At 66.3% G+C, this 19,318-nt stretch carries 16 protein-coding genes; 4 read left to right on the top strand and 12 right to left on the bottom strand.

All coding sequences use genetic code 11. The features are described from left to right. Positions 1 to 16 precede the first annotated feature (16 nt). From QFZ29_RS00540 to QFZ29_RS00505, 8 genes are all read right to left on the bottom strand, one after another. On the bottom strand, positions 17 to 1,327 hold the full coding sequence (locus tag QFZ29_RS00540; RefSeq protein ID WP_306892292.1) for an NAD(P)/FAD-dependent oxidoreductase: 1,311 nt from the start codon (positions 1,325 to 1,327) through the stop codon (positions 17 to 19). After that, the gene (locus tag QFZ29_RS00535; protein ID WP_306892291.1) at positions 1,327 to 2,001 is read right to left on the bottom strand and encodes a haloacid dehalogenase type II; all 675 of its coding nucleotides are present in this window, start codon (positions 1,999 to 2,001) and stop codon (positions 1,327 to 1,329) included. The genes QFZ29_RS00540 and QFZ29_RS00535 overlap by 1 nt, the downstream gene beginning before the upstream one ends. An 84-nt stretch (positions 2,002 to 2,085) precedes the next feature. Continuing rightward, complete coding sequence (locus QFZ29_RS00530; protein ID WP_306892290.1) at positions 2,086 to 3,138, bottom strand: tartrate dehydrogenase; 1,053 nt, start codon at positions 3,136 to 3,138, stop codon at positions 2,086 to 2,088. A gap of 250 nt (positions 3,139 to 3,388) precedes the next feature. Continuing rightward, on the bottom strand, positions 3,389 to 4,540 hold the full coding sequence (locus QFZ29_RS00525) for a mandelate racemase/muconate lactonizing enzyme family protein (RefSeq protein WP_306892289.1): 1,152 nt from the start codon (positions 4,538 to 4,540) through the stop codon (positions 3,389 to 3,391). A gap of 13 nt (positions 4,541 to 4,553) precedes the next feature. Then, positions 4,554 to 4,877, bottom strand: coding sequence for an L-rhamnose mutarotase (locus QFZ29_RS00520; protein WP_306892288.1), 324 nt, complete (start codon positions 4,875 to 4,877; stop codon positions 4,554 to 4,556). Then, entirely contained in the window at positions 4,874 to 5,779 is a 906-nt protein-coding gene (locus QFZ29_RS00515) for a carbohydrate ABC transporter permease (protein WP_306892287.1), read from the bottom strand. Before QFZ29_RS00515 ends, QFZ29_RS00520 begins: the two co-directional genes overlap by 4 nt. Next, positions 5,772 to 6,716: a carbohydrate ABC transporter permease gene (locus tag QFZ29_RS00510; RefSeq protein ID WP_306892286.1), complete on the bottom strand. Its 945-nt coding sequence runs from the start codon at positions 6,714 to 6,716 to the stop codon at positions 5,772 to 5,774. The genes QFZ29_RS00515 and QFZ29_RS00510 overlap by 8 nt, the downstream gene beginning before the upstream one ends. A 2-nt stretch (positions 6,717 to 6,718) precedes the next feature. Then, positions 6,719 to 8,041, bottom strand: coding sequence for an ABC transporter substrate-binding protein (locus QFZ29_RS00505; protein WP_306892285.1), 1,323 nt, complete (start codon positions 8,039 to 8,041; stop codon positions 6,719 to 6,721). Between the two features lie 182 nt (positions 8,042 to 8,223). Here QFZ29_RS00505 and QFZ29_RS00500 point away from each other — a divergent pair, with 182 nt between their 5' ends. Further along, positions 8,224 to 8,994 carry a FadR/GntR family transcriptional regulator gene (locus QFZ29_RS00500; protein ID WP_306892284.1) on the top strand — a complete coding sequence of 257 codons (771 nt, stop codon included), beginning with the start codon at positions 8,224 to 8,226 and terminating at the stop codon, positions 8,992 to 8,994. 103 nt (positions 8,995 to 9,097) lie between these two features. On the opposite strand, the gene QFZ29_RS00495 is transcribed toward QFZ29_RS00500, so the two are convergent. From QFZ29_RS00495 to QFZ29_RS00480, 4 genes are all read right to left on the bottom strand, one after another. Next, positions 9,098 to 11,086 carry a glycoside hydrolase family 127 protein gene (locus QFZ29_RS00495; RefSeq protein ID WP_306892283.1) on the bottom strand — a complete coding sequence of 663 codons (1,989 nt, stop codon included), beginning with the start codon at positions 11,084 to 11,086 and terminating at the stop codon, positions 9,098 to 9,100. Beyond that, positions 11,083 to 11,991: a family 43 glycosylhydrolase gene (locus QFZ29_RS00490; RefSeq protein WP_306892282.1), complete on the bottom strand. Its 909-nt coding sequence runs from the start codon at positions 11,989 to 11,991 to the stop codon at positions 11,083 to 11,085. Before QFZ29_RS00490 ends, QFZ29_RS00495 begins: the two co-directional genes overlap by 4 nt. Positions 11,992 to 12,030: 39 nt before the next feature. Next, on the bottom strand, positions 12,031 to 14,418 hold the full coding sequence (locus tag QFZ29_RS00485; protein WP_306892281.1) for a glycosyl hydrolase family 95 catalytic domain-containing protein: 2,388 nt from the start codon (positions 14,416 to 14,418) through the stop codon (positions 12,031 to 12,033). A 95-nt stretch (positions 14,419 to 14,513) separates the two neighbouring features. Further along, on the bottom strand, positions 14,514 to 15,512 hold the full coding sequence (locus QFZ29_RS00480) for a LacI family DNA-binding transcriptional regulator (protein WP_306896550.1): 999 nt from the start codon (positions 15,510 to 15,512) through the stop codon (positions 14,514 to 14,516). A 131-nt stretch (positions 15,513 to 15,643) separates the two neighbouring features. On the opposite strand from QFZ29_RS00480, the gene QFZ29_RS00475 reads away from it, so the two are divergent. The 3 genes from QFZ29_RS00475 to QFZ29_RS00465 all read left to right on the top strand — a co-directional run bounded on the left by QFZ29_RS00475 (position 15,644) and on the right by QFZ29_RS00465 (position 19,302). After that, positions 15,644 to 16,624, top strand: a complete 981-nt coding sequence (locus QFZ29_RS00475; RefSeq protein ID WP_306892280.1) for an ABC transporter permease — start codon at positions 15,644 to 15,646, stop codon at positions 16,622 to 16,624. A gap of 14 nt (positions 16,625 to 16,638) precedes the next feature. Next, complete coding sequence (locus QFZ29_RS00470) at positions 16,639 to 17,598, top strand: carbohydrate ABC transporter permease (RefSeq protein WP_306892279.1); 960 nt, start codon at positions 16,639 to 16,641, stop codon at positions 17,596 to 17,598. Positions 17,599 to 17,661: 63 nt separating this feature from the next. Then, a complete protein-coding gene (locus QFZ29_RS00465; RefSeq protein ID WP_306892278.1) occupies positions 17,662 to 19,302 on the top strand; it encodes an extracellular solute-binding protein in 1,641 nt (546 codons plus the stop codon). Positions 19,303 to 19,318: the final 16 nt, after the last annotated feature.

The raw sequence follows: 19,318 nt of genomic DNA, 5'->3' as shown, positions 1-19,318 counted from the left end.
TTCGCACGTCGAGTCGTCAACGGACCTTGTCGAGCAGCCCGTACCAGGCGCCGGCGAGTGGAAGGAACCACGGGGGCCCGAAGTGCCCTGGGACAGCCGGGTTCGACAGTTCCCCCCAGATGTTCGCGGCAGAGTTGCCTCCCACGACGTCGGCCATGACCTTGCCCATCCAGGTCGCCATCTGTACTCCGTGCCCGGAGTAGTTCATCGAGTAGAACAGACCATCGTGCTCGCCGGCATGGACCATCTGGTCCATCGAGATGTCGACGAGACCGCCCCAGGTGTAATCGACGCGCGCGTTCTTCAACTGCGGGAAGACCTCGGCCATCGCCTTCTTCAGGATCTCCCCGCTCTTCAGATCGGAGTCGGGGCTCGAGATGGCGAAGCGCGCCCGTCCGCCGAAGAGCAGTCGGTTGTCGGGGGTGATTCGGAAGTAGTAAAGGAAGTTCTTGCTGTCGGACGCCATCCGCCGGTTCGGCAGCAACTCGTCGACGACGGCCTGCGGCAGCGGTTCCGTCACGATGATGTAGCTGCCGACGGGCACGACCCTGCGCTGCATCCAACCGAACGGGCGGCCGGTGTACCCACTCGTGCCGACGATCACCTTGTCGGCACGGATGGTGCCGCGAGAGGTCACGACGTCGTGAGCGTAGCCGCGGCCGAGCCGCTTCACGTCGACCACCGCGGCGTTCTCGTGGATGGTCGCGCCGGCCTCGAGGGCGAGGCGGCCGAGCTCGTGCCCGAAATTGCCGACATGGAGGCCGGCACCGAGCGGGTCGACCATGGCACCGTGATAGAGGTCGGAGCCGATCTCTCGACGGATCTCGCTCTTCGGAACGATCTCGACGGGCTGGCCGACCAGGCGCTTCAGCGATTCAGCGGTCGCCTTGAAGCCTTCGAAGTGCTCGGGCTTCCAGGCGAGGCCCATCTTGCCCGATCGCGCATAGTCGACCTGGAGCTTGTTATCGGTGACGAGCTTCTCGATGAGTTCGATGGCGTGGTTGTACTCGCGGAAGTAGGCGATCGCCCGCTCCTCGCCATACCGCTTGATCGCCTTGCGGAAACCGATGGCGAGCCCGGTCGTCGCCATGCCGCCGTTGCGGCCTGACGCACCCCAGTTCACCGTGTTCGCTTCGACGACCGCGACGGACTTGCCGAGCTTCGCGACGTGGAGCGCTGCCGACAGGCCGGTGAATCCCGCGCCGACGACGACCACGTCGACGTGTTTGGGCAGCGTCGTGTGCCGGTAGTCGCCACTCGGGGTGGCGGTGTCGAGCCAGTAGGAGATGGTCTTCAGGTCGGTGGCCTTCGTGGTCGTGTGAGCCATCATCGGATCCCGAGTGCGGCGTTGACGTCGTCGAGCGAGGTGACGGACAGGTACTCGTAGGCGGGGAGCTCGGGGTCGTACCCTCGGTCGAGGAAGACCTTGTTCGTCATGCCGAGGTCGTCGGCCGGCAAGATGTCGTACCGCTGGTGCGACGAGACGTGGAGGAAGTCCTCGGGGTTGGCGCCCAGCGCGTCGAACATGTACTCGAAGGCCTGGTAGCGGGGCTTGTAGGCCTGCGCCTGCTCGGCGGTGAGCACCGCGTGGAAGGGTGCGCCGAGCTTCGGCACGCTCCCGGCGAGGTGCCGGTCGTCGGCGTTCGAGAGGATGACGAGCGGGAAGTGCTCGGCCATCTTCGCGAGCGGCGTCGGCACGTCGGGATGTGCCGGCCACGTGAGGACGGCGGAGGTGATCGCCTCGATGTCGCCGGGACGCACCTCGAGACCGAAGCGCCGGCACGTGCGCGTGTACGATGCCGCGAGGATCTCGTCGTACGGGGCGTACTCCAGGACCTCGTCGTAGCGGTAGATGCGGAACAGGTCGAGGAACCGCTCGATTCCTGCGGCATCCAGTCGATCCTCGATGAGCGGGACCGTGGCCTCGCGCATCTGGAAATGGATGAGCGTTCCGTAGCAGTCGAAAGAAATGTACTTCGGTCGGAACCGGATGTCGGTCATCGGTGGCCCTTTCTCACTCGCGTTTCATCGACCATATCGGCATGATTGTTGATTGTCAACAATCTACACCTCGACATCAGGCGCTCAGGCAGGGAGCTCTCGGAGCACGGCCTCGCCGACCTCGGTCGTGCTGGAGGTTCCACCCACATCGCGAGTCGAAACCCCCGCCGCGAGCACGCGTTCCACGGCGGCGACGACCTCGCGGGCCGCCTCTTCGTAGCCGAGGTGCTCGAGCATCAGCGCGCCCGCCCAGATCTGGCCGATCGGGTTGGCGATGCCGAGTCCCGCGATATCCGGCGCGGAACCGTGCACCGGTTCGAACATCGACGGGAACCGGCCTTCGGGGTTGAGATTCGCGCTCGGTGCGATGCCGATCGAACCGACGGCCGCCGCAGCGAGGTCGGAGAGGATGTCGCCGAACAGGTTCGATGCGACGACGACGTCGAGTCGCTCGGGATGCTGCACCATGCGCGCTGCGAGCGCATCGATCAACACCGATTCGAGTTCGATGCGCGGGTGCCCAGCCATGACCTCTCGCACCACTTCATCCCACAGGGTCATCGTGTGGATGATGCCGTTCGACTTCGTGGCCGAGACGAGGCTGCCCGATCGTCGGCCGGCGAGCTGTGCTGCGAACTCGGCCGCGCGCGCGATGCCACGCCGGGAGAAGAGCGCCTGCTGGTAGGCGGCTTCGTGCGGAGTGCCGACGTAGCTGCGGCCTCCGACTGCGGAGTACTCGCCCTCGACATTCTCGCGCACGATCACGAGGTCGATCTTCGGCGGCCCGGCCAGGGGCGAGCGGACGCCAGGGAGGCTTCGAACCGGCCGGAGATTGATGTACTGGTCGAACTCGCGCCGAATCGGGATGAGCATGCCCCACAGGGTCTCGACGTCTGAAACCTCCGGGTCACCCACAGCACCAAGGAGGATGGCGTCGGCACCGGCCATGGTCTCGATGGCGTCGACCGGCATCATCCGCCCGTGTGCTCGGTAGTAGTCGGTCCCCCATGGGTACTCGCGCCACTCGAACCGTCCACTGTGCGGAGCGATTGCACGCTCGAGCACGCGTTGTGCGACCGGCGTGACCTCGACGCCGATGCCGTCTCCCGCAAGTACCGCGATGGGGTGGGTTCGCATGATCCGCTTCTCCTTCGTGCCTGTCCGCTTGGGTATGCTTGTTCGATGCTAGAGGTAATTGTCAACAATAGACAATTACTACCCGCATCGAGGTCAAGCTCGTTGGCACGTTCACCACTTGCCGCGTAATCGACGAGGGGCCGTGCCCGTCAATGACGTGGCACCGCCCCTCGCTCGGTCGCGGCTCGGAGCCGCCGAGCCTGCGATCGACCATGAGGGGAACCTACTGTCGCGGATCTCCGGCGCGGCGTTACCGTTCCACGCCGTCGAGGAGGAGACGCAGGCCCGCGCGAGCCGGTCGCACGTGAGGCCCTGCGGGCTGGAGCCAGCCCTCGCCAGCAGCTGCGGCCTCGATCGCGGCCTCGTCGATCGTGATGCCCGCCCCGGGTGCGTCACCGAGCACGATGCCGCCGTCGTCGAACTCGTGGTCGACGAGAACGCCGGACGCGAACCGTACGTCCTGCACCTCGGTCGTGAGGTGGTTCGGCACGGCGGTCATCGCGGCGGCGACTGCGGGGTTGGCGTTGTACCCGACCGGACTGATGGGCAGGTCGCGCGCCGCGGCGACGGTGGCGAGGCGCAGCAGGTGCGTGACGCCCCACACGGCTCCGGCCTGCACGATATCGGGCGCCCCGGCATCGAACAACGGCCGGAACTGGTCGACGCCCGTGAGGTTCTCGCCCGTCGCGACGGCCGCACCGACGAGGTTGCTCAGCCGGGCGTGGCCCGCGGCATCCCATCGTCGCAGCGGCTCCTCGACCCAGAGGAGGTCGAGCTCGGCCTCGATGGCACCCACGTAGCGGGCGGCCTGCTTGACCTGCCACGACTCGTTGGCGTCGAGCATGAGCCCGGGACGCTCGGTGTTGCGCCGGAGCACGTCTTGGATGACACGCAGCCGGCGCAGGTCGGCGTCGAGGTCGAACCCGCCCTTGAGCTTGCCCGCGATGTAGCCCCGCTCGGCGAACTCGCCGTAGAACGCCGCGAGCTCGTCGTCGTCGAGGGCGATGTCGAGTCCCGACGCGTAGGCGGGCACGAACCGGTCGCGTCCGCCGAGCAGGCGCCACAGGGGTTCGCCCGCCGCCTTGGCCTTGATGTCCCACAGCGCCGAGTCGATGGTCGCGAGTCCGCCGTAGGTGGCGCCGCCATGACCCGACTTGAACACCTGCGCCAGCATCCGGTCGAAGAGGGCCGCGACGCTGCGCGGGTCCTCACCCTCGATCGCCGGGAAGAGCCGGTCGACGTCGGCGTGCGACCCGAGGCCCACGCCGGTGATGCCCTCGTCGGTGTCGATGAGCACGATGGGCACCTCGGTGACCGCGTCGGGGATGTGGCCGTTGATGTCGCCGACGGCGCGCCCCCACTGGTGGCGGCTCGAAAGGGTGCGAAACCCGGAGATCTTCATGTCGTCCTCATCATCAATCCATGTGCCAGGCGAGGTCCATCTCGCGCCAGAGGGTTCCCGCGGGCGCCGCACCGAACGGGACCTGGCAGGGGTTCGTGTGGCTCCACCATTCGCGGCTCGTCGGGTCGGCCTGGATGCGCCCCATGTCGGCGTCGTAGTCCTCGCCGACGTACTCGTAGGTGCCGAACAGCACGTCGTCGATGATGAAGATCGAGTAGTTGCGGATGTTGCTCTCGCGCATCGCCTGCTCGACCCGCGGCCACACCGCGCGATGCAGCTCGACGTACTCCTCGCGCTTCTCGGGTCGCACGCCGACCACGAATCCGTGACGGGTCATTCCTTCGTCCCTCCGGCGGTCATGCCCTCGACGAGGAATCGCTGGGCGAACAGGAAGATGATCAGGATCGGCGCGACCGAGAGCAACGTCGCGAGCGCGAGCGTCGGCAGCTGGATCACGATGCTCGTCGCGGTCGTCGGGTTGAACGCCGGCACGTTCGCGAGCAGGTTCGAGAGTCCCACCTGCACGGGGATCTTCTGGCCGCCGACCACGAGGAACGGCAGGAAGTAGTTGTTCCAGTTGCCCACGAAGCTGAAGAACCCAACGAGCGCGATCACCGGCGTCGCGAGCGGCATCGCCACCTGCCCGAACACCCGCAGTTCGCCGGCACCGTCGATACGGGCCGCGTTGAGCAGGTCGCGCGAGACGGCCGTAGAGAAGTAGATGTACGTCAGGTACACGCCGAACGGGAAGAAGGAGAACGGCAGGATGACCGCGAGCGGGCTTCCGATGAGCTTCGCGGCACTGAGCTCGAGGAAGATCGGCAGCACGAGCGCGGTGTTGGGGATGAGCATCACGATGAGGGTCGTGACGAGCAGCAGCCTGCGGCCCTTGAACTCGATGAGCGCGAGCGCGTAGCCCGCGGGGATGCTGACGAGCAGGGTGATGGCGAGCGCGGCGAACGAGTAGAAGGCCGAGTTGCCGAGCCACGTGGCGAAGACTCCGCCGCCGAAGGCGAACAGCTCGTTCCAGTTGGCCGCCAGTTGGTCGAGGCTTCCGAAGCTGAACGGCCCGCTGAGGAGCAGCTCGTTGTTGGTCTTCGTCGGGGCCAGGATCAGCCAGATGATCGGGAGGATGAAGAAGGCCGCGAACACGGCCAGCACGAGCGCTACGACCGCCCGCCCGATCCACTGTGCGGGGGTGAGCATGGCCCGCCGTCTGCGGGTGGTGTGATCAGTCACGTTCGAACAGCTTTCCGCGGAAGATGAAGACGGTGGACAGGCCGAGCGCGACCACGAGCAGCGTGATCGAGATCGCGGCGGATCCCGAGAAGTCGTTCTGCCGGAACGCGTACAGGTAGGCCAGCTGATTGAGCGAGTAGTCCTCGGGCACGACGTTCTTGGTCGCCTGGGCGAGCACCTTGGGCTCGACGAACAGCTGGGTGCCGGCAGCCAGCGACATGATGCCCATGTAGCTGATCCACTTGGCGAGCATCGGCAGCTGGATGTGCCACGCGGTCTGCACATGCGAGGCTCCGTCGATGCGGGCGGCCTCCATCACGTCGGTGCTGATGTTGTTGAGTGCCCCGTACATGATCACGATCCAGCCGCCCGCGCCCGCCCAGAAGGCGATCGCCGTGAACACGACGGGCAGGTTGCCCACTGCGACGACATTCACGAGTGACTCGTAGCCCATGGCGTGCAGCAGGCCCGAGACCGGGCTCACGGTGGGATCGAGCACGAAGAGCCAGAGCAGCACGCTCGAGGCGCCGGCGATGGCGCCGGGAATGTAGAAGAGGAACCGGGCAGTGTTGCCGAGCCAGCGGACCCGGATGCCGTGCACCACGATCGCGAGGATCACGACGAGGACGATGAGGCTCACGAGCCAGAAGAGCACGTACAGCGCGACGTGGGCCACGGCCGGCAGGAATCGGTAGTCGTTGAAGACTCGCACGAAGTTGTCGACGCCGACGAACGCGCCGTTGCGCGTGAACGCGAGGTACACGGCGTAGAGGGTGGGGAGCAGCCCGAAGGCGATGAGCAGGAGGGTGTAGCCGCTGACGAACAGGTAGCCGTAGCGCGACTGGCCCGAGTTGAGCTGCGTGCCGCGCCGGCCCGCCGGCCGGCGCCGCCCCGTGGGGACGACGCCGGCGGGAGCCGGGGGCGAGATGACGGTCATGGTCACTTGACGGTGTAGCCGTTGACCGTCGCCTCGTTCTCGAGCTCCTTCTGCCAGGCAGGCAGGAGGGATTCGACGGTCTCACCGGCGGCGATGCCCGGGATGACGACCTTCGCCCAGGCGGTCTCGGGGCTCCAGTTCGTGACGTTCCAGCCGTCCCAGATCTGCGTGGCGGCGTCGCTCATGATTGTCTGGAAGTCGTCGTTCACGAAGTAGCCGGCCTCGGCCTGCTTGGCCAGCCACTTGGTGGCGGCATCCGTGTAGGCCGGGTAGCCCGAGGAGGCGTCGACCTGGAACTCGTCGGCGCTCGTCACGAATTCGAGGAAGGTCTTGACGGCCTCGAGGTTCTTCGAGTGACTCGACGCGTACCACTGGCCACCGCCGACGTTGCCGGCCGCCACGTCGCCGTCTTCCCACTTGAGCGGCGGCGCGACGCCGATCTGTCCGGCGGGAACGGCGAGGCCGCCCTGGAAGATGGCTCCCGTGTACCAGACCGGTCCCGGCACGCCGACGAGCTTGTCGGCGTACTTGGCCGCGAACTCGGCACTGAAGAAGCTGTCCTGCACGAGCGTGCCGTTCGCGAGCATGCCGTCGATGATCTTCGAGATCTTCTGCGTGTGCTCGTCGCTCACGTCGGAGTGGAACACGCCGGCCTCAGGGGACTGGAACACCGGCGACTCGGATCCGCCGTAATAGACGTAGGTCATGAACGTGTCGCCCATGGTGCCGAGGATGTAGCCGGGGTGCTCGGCGGCGAGCTTGTCGCCGAGCTCGGCGTACTCCTCCCACGTGGTGGGGACCTCGTAGCCGAACTGGTCGAGGAGCGCCTGGTTGTAGTAGAAGACGGTCTGGGCGAGGTCATTGCGGAGGGCGTAGACCGTGCCGTCGATCGTGGCGTAGTCGAGTGCGCCGTCGGCGAACCCATCGAGGAAGTCCTGGTCGAGGAGTCCCTTGTTGAGCGGGGCCGCGAAGCCCTGCTCCCCGCTGGTGGTCGGCTTCGAGGCCCAGATCGCGTCGTTCTGCTGCGTGGAGAAGACCACGTCGGGCCAGCCCTCGCCGGCCTGGTCCATGAGGGCGATCTTGCTCTGGAAGCTTCCGCTGCCGCCCGACGAGCCGTCGTAGGTCTCGTACGAGATCTTGATGTCGGGGTAGGCCTTCTCGAAGGCGGTGACGGCGGGCTCACGAGACGCGTCGACCCACACGGTGATCTCGCTGCCTTCGACCTGCTCGGCCTGGGTGAAGCCGTACGTGCTGTCACCCCCGCCCGTGTCGCTCGTGGAGCACCCGCTGAGCGCGAGGAGCCCGGCGACCGCAGTTGCGGCCACGGAGAGGAGCCGAATGGATCGGCGCCGGGGGGACGTTTGCTGTGACATCTCGCAACTTCTTTCTGGTCGGCGTCTCTGACGACAAAGCACTCGTGGGAGCAAGAGTGATTACATCATACATGTGATGTACTCTGCAAGAGTGAACATCATAGGTGTGACGTCGTGCTCGCTAGGCTGTGCGCATGTCTCCTGAATCGAGCACGGCTGACGAGACCGTTCAGTCGGGTTGGTCGCCATCGATGACCACGCGGGCGCGCTCGCCGAGGCTCGGGGTGACGGTGGTCGCCGAGCTCGTCGAGGCGATCGTGCGCGGCGACATCCCGACCGGGGGAACGCTCCCTCCCGAGGCAGTGCTCTGCGAGCAGTTCGGCGTCAGTCGCACGGTCATCCGAGAGTCGGTGAAGCGCCTCGAGGAGAAGGGGCTCGTCACCGTGGCGCAAGGCCGCGGCACTCAAGTGACCCCATCCCGCTCATGGAACATGCTCGACGCGACCGTGCTCTCCGCCCTCGTGGCGAACGACGCGACGCTCGGCGTGCTCGACGATCTGACCGAGGTGCGCGCCGCGCTCGAAGCGGTCATCGCGAAGGATGCCGCCGAATCGCGCACGCAACAACAGCTCGAGCGTCTGCGCAACGCCCTCCAGCTCATGCGAGACACGATCGGCGACGAGCCGGCGTTCGGCGAGGCCGACGTGGTGTTCCACGCCGTCGTCGGTGAGATGACCGACAATCGCCTTGCCGACAACATCGTCAAGACGCTCTTCTACCAGGCACGGCTCAGCGCCCGGTTCAGCAGGCACAGTGAGCTCGAGCTCACGCTCGACGAACACGAGGCGGTGTTCGCGGCCATCGAGGCGGCCGATCCCGAAGCCGCCGAGGCGGCCATGCGTGCGCACATCATCGACGCGTGGGAACGCCGCCGCCCGCCGAACCCCCGGCGGAACGACGGCTGACCGTCACTGGTCGCTGCGCACGATCTCGAGGCGATACGCGACCGAGGTCGTGTGATCCTGCGCATACGCCGTGATGGTGACACCGTAGACGCCGCCCACGGGACTAGGACCGTTGCGGGGAATCCGGCTCCACGAGCGTCATGTACGTGGCGTAGCGCGCGTCATAGAGGCTGTAGTACGGCTCGAACACCAGGTCGGCGGATGCCGCGTCGACGCGCTCCAGCGAGAAACGCATCGTCTCGACGCCGTTCGCGTTCTCGCCGTTCTCGATGCGGAGGAGGTTTGCTTCGATGTCGCGCTTCCACCTTGCAGCATCGTCGACGCGGAGGTTGTTGCCGAGCGTCTTGTCAGCCACGCTCATCCGCACGAGCACGCCGGAGGTGTACGTCGAGTCCACGTTCTTGCGGCTGAGTTCGGTGGCGAGCAGCACGGGTCCGTACGTGAAAGCGACCCAGTTCGGGTTCTCGGTGGCGTCGTCGACAGCGACCTTCGCCGGCAGCGTGTAGATGATCTCATCGCCCGCGGCGACCTCGAACGCCAGGTAGCCGTCGTGATGGAGCGCCGAGATGTCCTCCGGCTGCCCGTTGACGACGAGGGTCGGCGTGCCGGCTACCCATGACGGCACGCGAAGCAGCAGCGTCGTGCCCGGGGCGACCGCGCCTGCGTCGAGAGCTGAGACCGAGATCGTCATCGTCTCGTCGTTGGGAACGTCCGCCGTCTGCTCGAGCCGCAGGTTGTGCTCCGTGCTCGAGAGCACCGTCGATCGGAACATGTTCACGTAGATCGACTTCTCGTCGATGAAGTAGATCGAGTCGCCGAGCTTCGTGAAGCTCTCGGTGGCGGTGCCGTGATCACACCAGAACTCGTCGAACTCACGCCCGAACACCTTCGCGTAGCCCGCGGTCTGGGGCTGGAAGTACGTCATCATGCCCGTCTCGGGATTCTGCGAAGCAAGGATGCTGTTGAGGTAGGCCCACTCGTAGTAGTCCGCGTACTTCACGTCGGGGTCGACTCGGAACAGGGCTCGTGAGAGCTTGAGCATGTTGTACTCGTTGCATCCCTCGACCGTCGAGTTCTCGCCGTAACCCGTGGTCTCGCCGTTCGTTGCCCGCTCGTGCAGGGTGCCGACGGCATGGAAGTGCTCGCCCCGGCTGTTGCCGCCGTTCGCGTAGGTGTGATCGTCGACGACGATCTGCCAGAAGCGTTCGGCGGCCATTCGATAGGTGCCGAGATCGTCCTTCTCGGCCTGAGTCAGCATCGCGGAGAGGTCGGGGGCTTCCGTCAGCACCGTGTAGCGCTTGAGGGCGCCGACCAGCTTCGGGATCGTCGTGTTGGCATGCTTGCCGTTGAGCACGTCGTTGCCCGCGGCGAGCTGCTCGAAGAGCCCGACCTCGTCGAAGTACTCGGCCGCCCGCTTGTGGTCGGGGTCCTTCGTGATGCCGAAGAGCTCGTACAGCGCCTCGTTCATCCCGCCGTACTCGGTCTGCAGAAGAGCGGCCGGGTCGGCTTGGCGGCCCGCCCAGCGCTCCAACCAGGTGCCGAAGTGCGACGCGACCTCCAATGCGGTGGCGGCCACGGGTTCGGGAGCCCGCTGGAACGCGGCGAGCAACCCGGCCAGCACCTTGTGAAGGTTGTAGAACGGCACGAGGAGTCCGTCGCCCCCGTGCGGCAGCAGGTCGACCGGGAACGGCGATACGTACCCGGCATTCGCCGGATCCTTCGTCGCGTACGCGGCCTGTGCAAACTTCAGCCCGTTCACGGCGGTGGTGAGCTTCGCCAGGAGACGGGCCTTCTCCGCATCCTGGGTCGACCCGGCATACGCCTGCGAGAGGGCCGAGACGTAGTGGCCGAAGAAGTGCCCCTGGAACCTGGTGCCGCTCGTGCGCTCCCAGCCGCCGTAGGGGCCCTCGGCTGTCGGGGTCAAGCCCGCATTCGTGGCGAAGCCGGAGAGGAATCGGTCGGGTTCGAGACGCAGCAGATAGTCGACCATCTTCTGATGGGCGTTGACGAGGTAGGGATCGATGAGCAGGACGTCGCCGAGATCGGTTGCCCGCAGCGAGCGCGATCGTGAGGCGGCATCCGTCGCGCTCATCGGAACAGCTCGTCGACCTGCCACCCGTCATGCCAGACGAGTTCGGCCGTGCCGTCGGCGATGCGCAGCGGGAGTACGACAGCGGGCGACCGGAAGAGGTCGTCGGGGTTCCATCTGTCGCCGATGTAGACGTGGCCGCCATCCACTGGGACCACCACGCTCACTTGGGACTCGAACGTGCGGGTCCCCTCGGGGGCGACGTTCCGCCACGGTGTCCACGGCCCGGCCAGGTCCGTCGCGGTGGCGTACTTGTTCTCGTTCATGCTCCAACCGGTCAGGTCGGAGCCGAACAGGTAGTACGTGTCGCCGTGGCGCACCATGGTGGGTGACTCGTACCCGAACTCAGGGCGATCCTGCTGCCGGAGGGTCGCCACGATGCTCTCGACACCCAGGTAGTCGGGACGAAGCCGGTAGATCTGCAGCCCGTTGTCGCGGTCTTCGGAGAGCAGGTAGCCGACGCCGTCCTCTTGGTACACCCCGATATCGCGGCTGACGTTGCCCATCGGCCGCTCGCTGTGGAGGTAGCGGTAGGGGCCGGCCGGATGCTCCGCGATCGCGTATCCGACGCGAGCGTAGGAGTAGTCTGCGGTGTCGACGTGGAGGAGCATCACCCAGGCGCCATCGGGGCGCTGGAGCACCTTCGGTCGTTCGATCACGCGATCGGACGCGAGATCTCCGTCGGCGACGGTGAGCGCGTTGCCCTCGTAGCGCCAAGCGGCGAGATCGGGTGAGGTGTAGCAGGCGACGGCGGTGAAGGTGCTGCCGGCGGCCTTGTCTTCTCCCCACGCATACCAGAGGTCGCCGACGCGCTGGACGCCGATGCCATGCAGTTGGGCGACGTGACCACGGTCGTCGTGGAAGACCGTGCCAGGCCGGATGATGCCATCCACAGCAGGTGCGCTCATCGTGTTTCCGTCCTCTTCATTGCGTTGTTCGTACACATCTCATCTCGTGTTGAGCGCGGGCTGAATCCGCGACCCACCGTCGATCAGGGTCGGATCCACGCTAGCGAGATACCGTCCGCCCGCGGTCGCGGACCACTGCCAGCGCCGCCGCCCGACTGCGCTCGGAACGGCGACGAGGGGCACCGGCGCCCCGCGATCATCGATCAGCCCCACGTCGGCCGAAGCAGGCAGCTCTACGACGACAACGCCTGAGTTCTCGACCCGCAGCTCCGCCGACTGGAGTTCACCGTCGGCCCAGGAGATATCCACGCCGATGCCGCCCCTGGCCCGCAGGCCGCTGACCGATCCGTGCGTCCAGCTCGGCGGAAGGGTGGGCAGGAGGGACACCGCACCGTCGTGGCTTTGCAGCAGGAGCTCCGCGATCCCGGCGATCGCTCCGAAGTTGCCATCGATCTGGAAGATGTTTCCACCGTTCCCAATGGGGTGCAGGTCGAGGAGAGACGCCGAACTGAGATCCCCGAGCAGTCGTGACAACGACAGCTCCGCCAATTCCTTCTCTCCGAGTCTGGCCGAGAGACACAGCACCCACGCCTGACTCCAGCCCGTGTATCCCCCGCCATGAGCAAGCCGCGAGTGCAGCGCCATCCGCACACCCTCGAATCCAGCCGGGTCCTTGGTGGGGGTGATCCTGGCTCCCGGAAATGCCCCGTACAGGTGGGACAGATGTCTATGGTCCAGTTCGGTTGCCGAGAATCCGGGCCGCCATTCCTCGGTTCGCCCCTCGGAGTCGATGCCGGGGAGGCGCAGGCGCACGACCGCCGCAGCGGCGTCCGCCGCGACCTCATCGGCGAGTCCGAGCGCATCGGCGAGCTGGAGATGGCGTGACAGCAACTCATGGGCGAGCTCCTGATCGATGGTCGCTCCGGCCGTGACGCTCGCGACCGCCCCGTTGTGCGCGAACGGATGCTCGGGTGAACTCGACGGGCTCACCACGAGGCGGCGATCGGAGGCCTCCACCAGTTGGTCGAGGACGAACTCTGCAGCCGCGCGAGTGGCAGGCGCTGCGACTCGTCGAGCGAACTCGTCCGACCACCGATAGTCGAGCCGGTCGCCCAGGTGCGCGCAGAGCCACGACAGCCCCATGCTCCAGTTCGACCATTCCGGTTCGCCCTTGACCGGAGCGCTGAAACGCCAGATGTCGGTGTTGTGGTGCACCGCTGCGCCACGAGCCGAGTAGCGGAGACGGGCGGTCTGTCGTCCAGCGTCTGCCAGGTCCGTCACAAGTGTGTGCAGTGGCTGCGCGAGTTCTGCGAGGTCGGCCACCTCGGCTCCCCAGTAGTTCATCTGAACGTTGATGTTGCTGGTGTAGTTGGAGCTCCAGCCGGGTCGCACGTCGATGTTCCAGATGCCCTGCAGGTTGGCTGCCTGCGTACCTGGTCGCGACGAGGAGATGAGCAGGTAGCGCCCGAGGTTGAAGTAGCGCTGGGCAGCAATGGCCGAGTCGGCTCCTGACGGTGTCAGATCGATCTTCACTCGATCGAACAACCCGCCATAGTCTGCGCGATGCCGATCGATCAGCTCGCGCGCGCGGACGGTCAATGCGGAGTCGACGCGCGCGCGGGCCTCGGCGATGAGCTGCTCGAGGTCGATGCCGACCGGTTCGAGATGGCCCCGGAAGCCGCTCGTCACGGCGGCGATCAGCCTGGTGCGTCCGTCGGGCGCGCGGACGACTGCCGCGGCGATGGCCCACCCCATGCCTGCAGGGGCCGTGGCGCCGGGACCCGTCGCCTCATCGCCGTACAGGACCTCGTCGTCCGTCGGAATGTAGTTCGGCAGGACCAGCCTCGGCGCACGCCCCGCCGCGACGATCCACTCGATGCCGCCCTCGTTGAGCCGCTCCTCGAGCAACACGGGGTGCGGGCTCGTGAACACCGCGGATGCTGCGCTCGGTCTTCCGGTCGTCTCGGCGACCAGGACGCGATCGGGCGCGCTGACGAATGCCGTCATCTCTTCCGCCGCATGCACGACGCTCGCCTCCGCCACGTCGAGGTTGAGGCTGCGCCGGTATTCACCCACGCGCGCAGGATCGCCCCAGCTCCAGGTGAGGCGGCCGACCGGCTGATATGACTGCGTCCAGTGGTCGCTCTGAAGGCGTCTCGCCAACCCGTCTGCGAGGTCGTGGTCATCGTCGGCTATGGCGCGGCGCAGCTCGTCGATGATCTTCGCATCATCCGCGCCGGCGTCGACGGTGGGGCCGCCCGACCAGACCGTGTCGAGGTTGAGGTCGAATGTCTCGATGCCGCGGCCTCCGTAGACCGTCGCGCCGAGCGAGCCGTTTCCCAGAAGGAACGCGTCGGTGAATTGCGCGGCCGGCTCGTGGCTGATCAGCACGCCCGGGTCAGAGCCCAAGTGGTCAGTCCTGTACATGTCACTCCCGTTCATGGTCGCTCCCATACGTTCCCTAAATGCGCAATCGATTGTTCACCGTACCTCACGACGCCCGCAGTGTCATGTCGCGACGATCAACTCGCCGTCGACGCTCGCGCAACGACCACCGGCGCGGGCACAGAGACGCGGACGACCTGTGGACCCCCGCCCGCTATGCGATCGGACAATCCTGCGACAGCAGCACGGCCGAGTTCGTAGAGGGGCGTGCGGACACAGGTCAGCGCCGGCGACGAGTAGGCGGCGGGCCAAGAGTCGTGGATCGCGACGAGAGCGACGGACTCCGGAACAGCCACCCCCAGCCTCGCGGCTTCCGCGAGGGCGCCGAAGCCGGCGTTGACATTCGCGACCACGACCGCGTCTGGTCGTTCGTCGGATTTCAGCAGCTGCCCCATCGCCGCGCGGCCATCCTCAGGGCCGTACCCCAGACGCGTGATCCACTGCTCGTTCACTGGCATTCCGTGCGCGGCGAGCGCGGAACGGAAGCCTGCTTCGCGGCGGCGCGCACTCGACGATGCCTCGATTCCGCCGATCAGCGCAAGGCGCTGTCGTCCGTGCGCCACCAGATGATCAACGGCTGCCATCGCGGCCGCTGCATCGTCGAGGAGCACCGCGCTCGCGCCGGCGATCTCATCGTGGACGATGACGACGGGCGCTCCAGCCCGGGCCAGCGGCGCCAGCTCCTGGGGGTCGGCTCCATCGCGGGGCTGGAGGATCACACCGTCGACGCGCCCCTCTGCCAAGAGACGCTCGGCGAGGACCAGACCCGTCGCCGTCTCGTCGCCGCGACCGAGGAGCACCGTGAGTCCGCGCGCGGCGGCTTCGGCATCCGCTCCTCGTGTGAGTTCCGCGAACAGCGCGTTCGTCACGTCCGGAACGATCAGTGCGATGACGTCGGTCCGTGCGCGACGGAGTGATCGCCCGGCGTGATTGGGCCGGTACGCGAGCTCATCGGCCGCTTGGCGGACCCGTCGGCGGGTGGCTTCACTCAGCCGGGCCGCAGGATCACCCGAAAGAGCGCGAGAGGCGACCGACACGGAAACGCCGGCCCGTCCGGCAACATCGCTCAGGCTCACCACGTGTCCAGTATGGACGATCGATGTTGCGTGCACAATCGATTGCGCTTATAGTGACCCGCAGGATCGCCGCAGGATAGCGATATCCGAGTTCGCGAAGGAGCGATGATGACGATGAAGGATTCGGCCCCATGACCGCCGTGTTGGACCGCCAGGTGGCGGCACCCTCCGGCCCGAGCGAGGCCCCAGAGGCGAGCGGCCCTCGTCTTCGCCGCCGTCTGCGCCGGCGTTTGCGCCGCCACTGGCAGCTCTATCTGCTGCTGATCCTCCCGGTGGCCCACTTCGTCATCTTCAGCTACATCCCGATGGCGAACAATGTGATCGCGTTCAAGGACTACAACGTGGTCGCGGGAATCTGGGGCAGCCCCTGGGTCGGGTTCGAGCACTTCGAACGGTTCTTCGCCAACCCGGTCGCGTGGGACCTCATCCGCAACACGCTGATGCTGAGCCTGTACGGCTTCCTGGCCGGGTTCCCGATCCCGGTCATCTTGGCGCTGGCCCTCAACGAGGTGCGGCTGCGCTTCTTCAAGCGGACCGTTCAACTGGTCACCTATGCGCCCTACTTCCTCTCGACGGTCATCGTCGTTTCGATGCTCATCCTGATCTTCTCGCCGCGGATCGGATTCATGGCCGATTTCCTCGGCTTCTTCGGCCAGGACGCGAACCTCCTCGCCGACCCGGAATCCTTCCGGCACGTCTACGTCTGGAGCGACGTCTGGCAGACCGCCGGGTACTCGGCGATCATCTTCATGGCCGCGCTCGCCGGCGTCGACCCGAGCCTGTACGAGGCCGCCCGCCTCGACGGGGCCAACCGCCTGCAGAAGATCTGGCACATCGATCTTCCCGGCATCGCACCGACGATCGTGGTCGTGATGATCCTGAGCGTCGGCGGCATCATGGCGATCGGCTTCGAGAAGGCGTTCCTGCTGCAGAACCCCCTCAACCTCTCGCAGTCGGAGATCATCGCGACCTACACGTACAAGATCGGCCTGCTCGGCGCCGACTTCAGCCTCGCGACCGCGATCGGGCTGTTCAACTCCGTCATCAATCTCATCCTCCTCGTGGCCGTCAACATCGTCTCAAAGCGCGTGACCGGCAACGGGCTGTGGTGAAAGGAGAGCACGCAATGTTCCTCGAGACCGCAACCCGACCCGACTTCGGAGCCGAGGCGGAGACGAAGCGCCGGAAGACACGCCAACGACCCACCCCGATTCACGACACGGGCGTCGACCGGGTCTTCATGGCGGGCGTCTACATCCTCCTGACGACGTTCCTGCTCCTCGTGCTCGTGCCGCTGATCAACATCCTGGCCAGCTCCTTCTCGAGTCCCGCGGCGGTATCGAGCGGACAGGTGTTCCTGTGGCCGGTCGACTTCACGCTCCGCGGATACGAAGCGGTGCTGGGCAACTCCGACATCCTCACCGGTTTCCGCAACTCGTTCTTCTACGTCGTCGCCGGGACCTTGATCAGCCTCGCCCTGACCGTCATGATCGCCTACCCGCTTTCGCGCTCCGAGCTCGTCGGACGGCGCGCGCTGATCGGCGGGGTCCTGTTCACGATGCTGTTCAGCGGAGGGCTGATCCCGACCTACTTGGTCGTGCAGTCGCTTGGGATGCTGAACACCCCTTGGGCGATGATCATCCCTGCCGCGATCGGGGCGTGGCAGGTGCTGATCGCGATGACCTTCTTCCGGTCGTCGATTCCCGCGGAGCTCTACGAGGCAGCCCAGCTCGACGGCTCCAGCGATCTGCGGTTCCTGTGGTCGGTGGTGCTGCCGCTGTCGAAACCGCTCCTGGCGGTCATCGCGCTCATGTACGGCATCGGGCAGTGGAACCAGTACTTCAGCGCACTGATCTACCTCCGTAGCGAGGACCTCTATCCACTGCAGCTGGTACTGCGGAACATTCTGGTGCTCAACAACAACGCCGGAGGCACGGACCTCGCGAACCAGCTCGAGCGACAGCAGCTCGCCGACCTCATGAAGTTCTCGCTCATCGTCGTCTCCACCGTGCCCGTCATGCTCGTCTACCCGTTCGTGGCGCGGCACTTCACCAAGGGCGTGATGATCGGCTCGGTCAAGGGCTGATCCGTACACGCTCGACAATCCCCCCTCAAATCACAGCAACACCTCAATGAAAGGCAGTCAACGATGACCAACAGATTCGCCCGGGCGGCGGCGGCCGGAGCGGCATTGGCCGTATCGGCGGCGGCGCTCTCCGCCTGCACCACGGGTCCGCAGACCACTCCCGATGACGTGATCACCATCTTCGCCCCCCAGGGCGCCGACGGGAAACTGAACGACAACGCGTTCACGAAGGTGCTCGAAGAGAAGTTCGACGTCGACCTCCAGTTCGAGACGACCACCTACGACGGGGCTGGGGCCGCCGAGAAGCGGCAGGTCTCGCTCGCGAGCGGCGACTACCCCGACGCCTACATGCTCGTTCCGTGGGTCGACCAGTTCACCAACCAAGAGCTGGTGAAGCTCGGCGAGCAGGGCGTGCTCCTGCCGCTCGACGACCTGATCGGCGAGGACACCCCGAACATCACCGCCGCGTTCGAGAAGGAACCCGAATTCAAGGAGATGGCGACGTCCTCGGATGGGACCATCTGGGGGCTTCCCCAGTGGAACGACTGCTTCCACTGCGCGTACCCTGCGAAGCTGTGGATGAACTCCGCCTGGCTGGAGACCCTCGGCCTCGAGCAGCCCACCACGCCCGAGGAGCTGCGCGCCGTGCTGCAGGCGTTCAAGACGCAGGATCCCAACGGCAACGGCAAGGCCGACGAGATCCCCCTCTCCGGTGAGGTCGGCGCTTCGATCCTCCCCTACCTGATGAACCCGTTCGTCTACACCGCGGCCCCGTCCGCGAAGGGCGCCACCCCGGCTTCGCTCGGAGCCGTCGACGGCGAGGTCGTCCTGCAGCCGACGCGGGACGAATGGCGGGCGGGGATCTCGTACGTCACCTCCCTGTACAAGGACGGACTGATCGACGACGGGGCCTTCACGCAGAACGGTGAGGCGCTCAACGCCAAGGGCAACAGCGCCGACGGCGTGATCATCGGATCCGCCGCCGTCATGCACCCGGGCTTCGTCAGGCCCACCAACGAGGACGGGCGCTACACGCAGTACGACGCGGTCCCGCCACTGACCGGACCGAACGGCAGCGGCACGTTCCGCCCCGGCCCCCCCGGCGCGGGCGGCGCGACCTTCGTCATCACGAACCGCTCGAGTGAGGCCAAGCAGCAGAAGCTCATGCAGATCGTGGACTTCATGGTCTCGTATGAGGGTCACATGCAGGGCGAGTTCGGTGTCGAGGGCGTCAACTGGTCGAAGCCCGAGGCGGGCGACGTAGCCCTCGACGAAACCCTCGAGCCGCTGTTCAAGACGCTCAGGCCTGCCGAGGGCGAGGGCGTGAACAACAGCTGGGGCGCGATCGCGCAGTTCTTCAGCGACGCGGAGTTCCGGGAGCGGCAGGTCTACTCCACTGAGCTCTACGAGCCCGCCGGCTACGAGCGCCGTTTGTTCGAGGCCACGAAGCTCTACGAGGGCCACGAGTCCGACGAGGCGTTCCCGTACTGGGATGTCACGGTGACCGGCGACGCCGCGAAGGAGCTCGGGACGATCCAGACCAACGTGGAGAGCTTCATCGTCCGGGCGAGCGCGGAGTTCGTCACCGGCGTCCGCGACATCGAGAGCGATGAGGCCTGGGCCGAGTTCCAGAAGAACCTCACCGATCTCGGCGCCGACCGCTACGTCGAGATCTACCAGGAAGCCTGGGAAGACTCCAAGTAGTCGCACCCGAGTCAAG

This window comes from Agromyces albus, assembly GCF_030815405.1.
Taxonomy (GTDB): Bacteria; Actinomycetota; Actinomycetes; order Actinomycetales; family Microbacteriaceae; genus Agromyces; species Agromyces albus_A.
Note: the sequence above shows the minus strand (reverse complement) of the source record. Positions and strands in the feature narration are given on the sequence as shown.

What these genes read in the sequence shown, in the direction of transcription:
- QFZ29_RS00470 (WP_306892279.1), top strand. Translation starts at nt 16,639, where the DNA reads ATGTTCCTCGAGACCGCAACCCGACCCGACTTCGGAGCCGAGGCGGAG.
- QFZ29_RS00535 (WP_306892291.1), bottom strand. Translation starts at nt 2,001, where the DNA reads ATGACCGACATCCGGTTCCGACCGAAGTACATTTCTTTCGACTGCTAC.
- QFZ29_RS00500 (WP_306892284.1), top strand. Translation starts at nt 8,224, where the DNA reads ATGTCTCCTGAATCGAGCACGGCTGACGAGACCGTTCAGTCGGGTTGG.
- QFZ29_RS00525 (WP_306892289.1), bottom strand. Translation starts at nt 4,540, where the DNA reads ATGAAGATCTCCGGGTTTCGCACCCTTTCGAGCCGCCACCAGTGGGGG.
- QFZ29_RS00475 (WP_306892280.1), top strand. Translation starts at nt 15,644, where the DNA reads ATGACCGCCGTGTTGGACCGCCAGGTGGCGGCACCCTCCGGCCCGAGC.
- QFZ29_RS00520 (WP_306892288.1), bottom strand. Translation starts at nt 4,877, where the DNA reads ATGACCCGTCACGGATTCGTGGTCGGCGTGCGACCCGAGAAGCGCGAG.
- QFZ29_RS00495 (WP_306892283.1), bottom strand. Translation starts at nt 11,086, where the DNA reads ATGAGCGCGACGGATGCCGCCTCACGATCGCGCTCGCTGCGGGCAACC.
- QFZ29_RS00485 (WP_306892281.1), bottom strand. Translation starts at nt 14,418, where the DNA reads ATGTACAGGACTGACCACTTGGGCTCTGACCCGGGCGTGCTGATCAGC.
- QFZ29_RS00465 (WP_306892278.1), top strand. Translation starts at nt 17,662, where the DNA reads ATGACCAACAGATTCGCCCGGGCGGCGGCGGCCGGAGCGGCATTGGCC.
- QFZ29_RS00540 (WP_306892292.1), bottom strand. Translation starts at nt 1,327, where the DNA reads ATGGCTCACACGACCACGAAGGCCACCGACCTGAAGACCATCTCCTAC.
- QFZ29_RS00530 (WP_306892290.1), bottom strand. Translation starts at nt 3,138, where the DNA reads ATGCGAACCCACCCCATCGCGGTACTTGCGGGAGACGGCATCGGCGTC.
- QFZ29_RS00510 (WP_306892286.1), bottom strand. Translation starts at nt 6,716, where the DNA reads ATGACCGTCATCTCGCCCCCGGCTCCCGCCGGCGTCGTCCCCACGGGG.
- QFZ29_RS00490 (WP_306892282.1), bottom strand. Translation starts at nt 11,991, where the DNA reads ATGAGCGCACCTGCTGTGGATGGCATCATCCGGCCTGGCACGGTCTTC.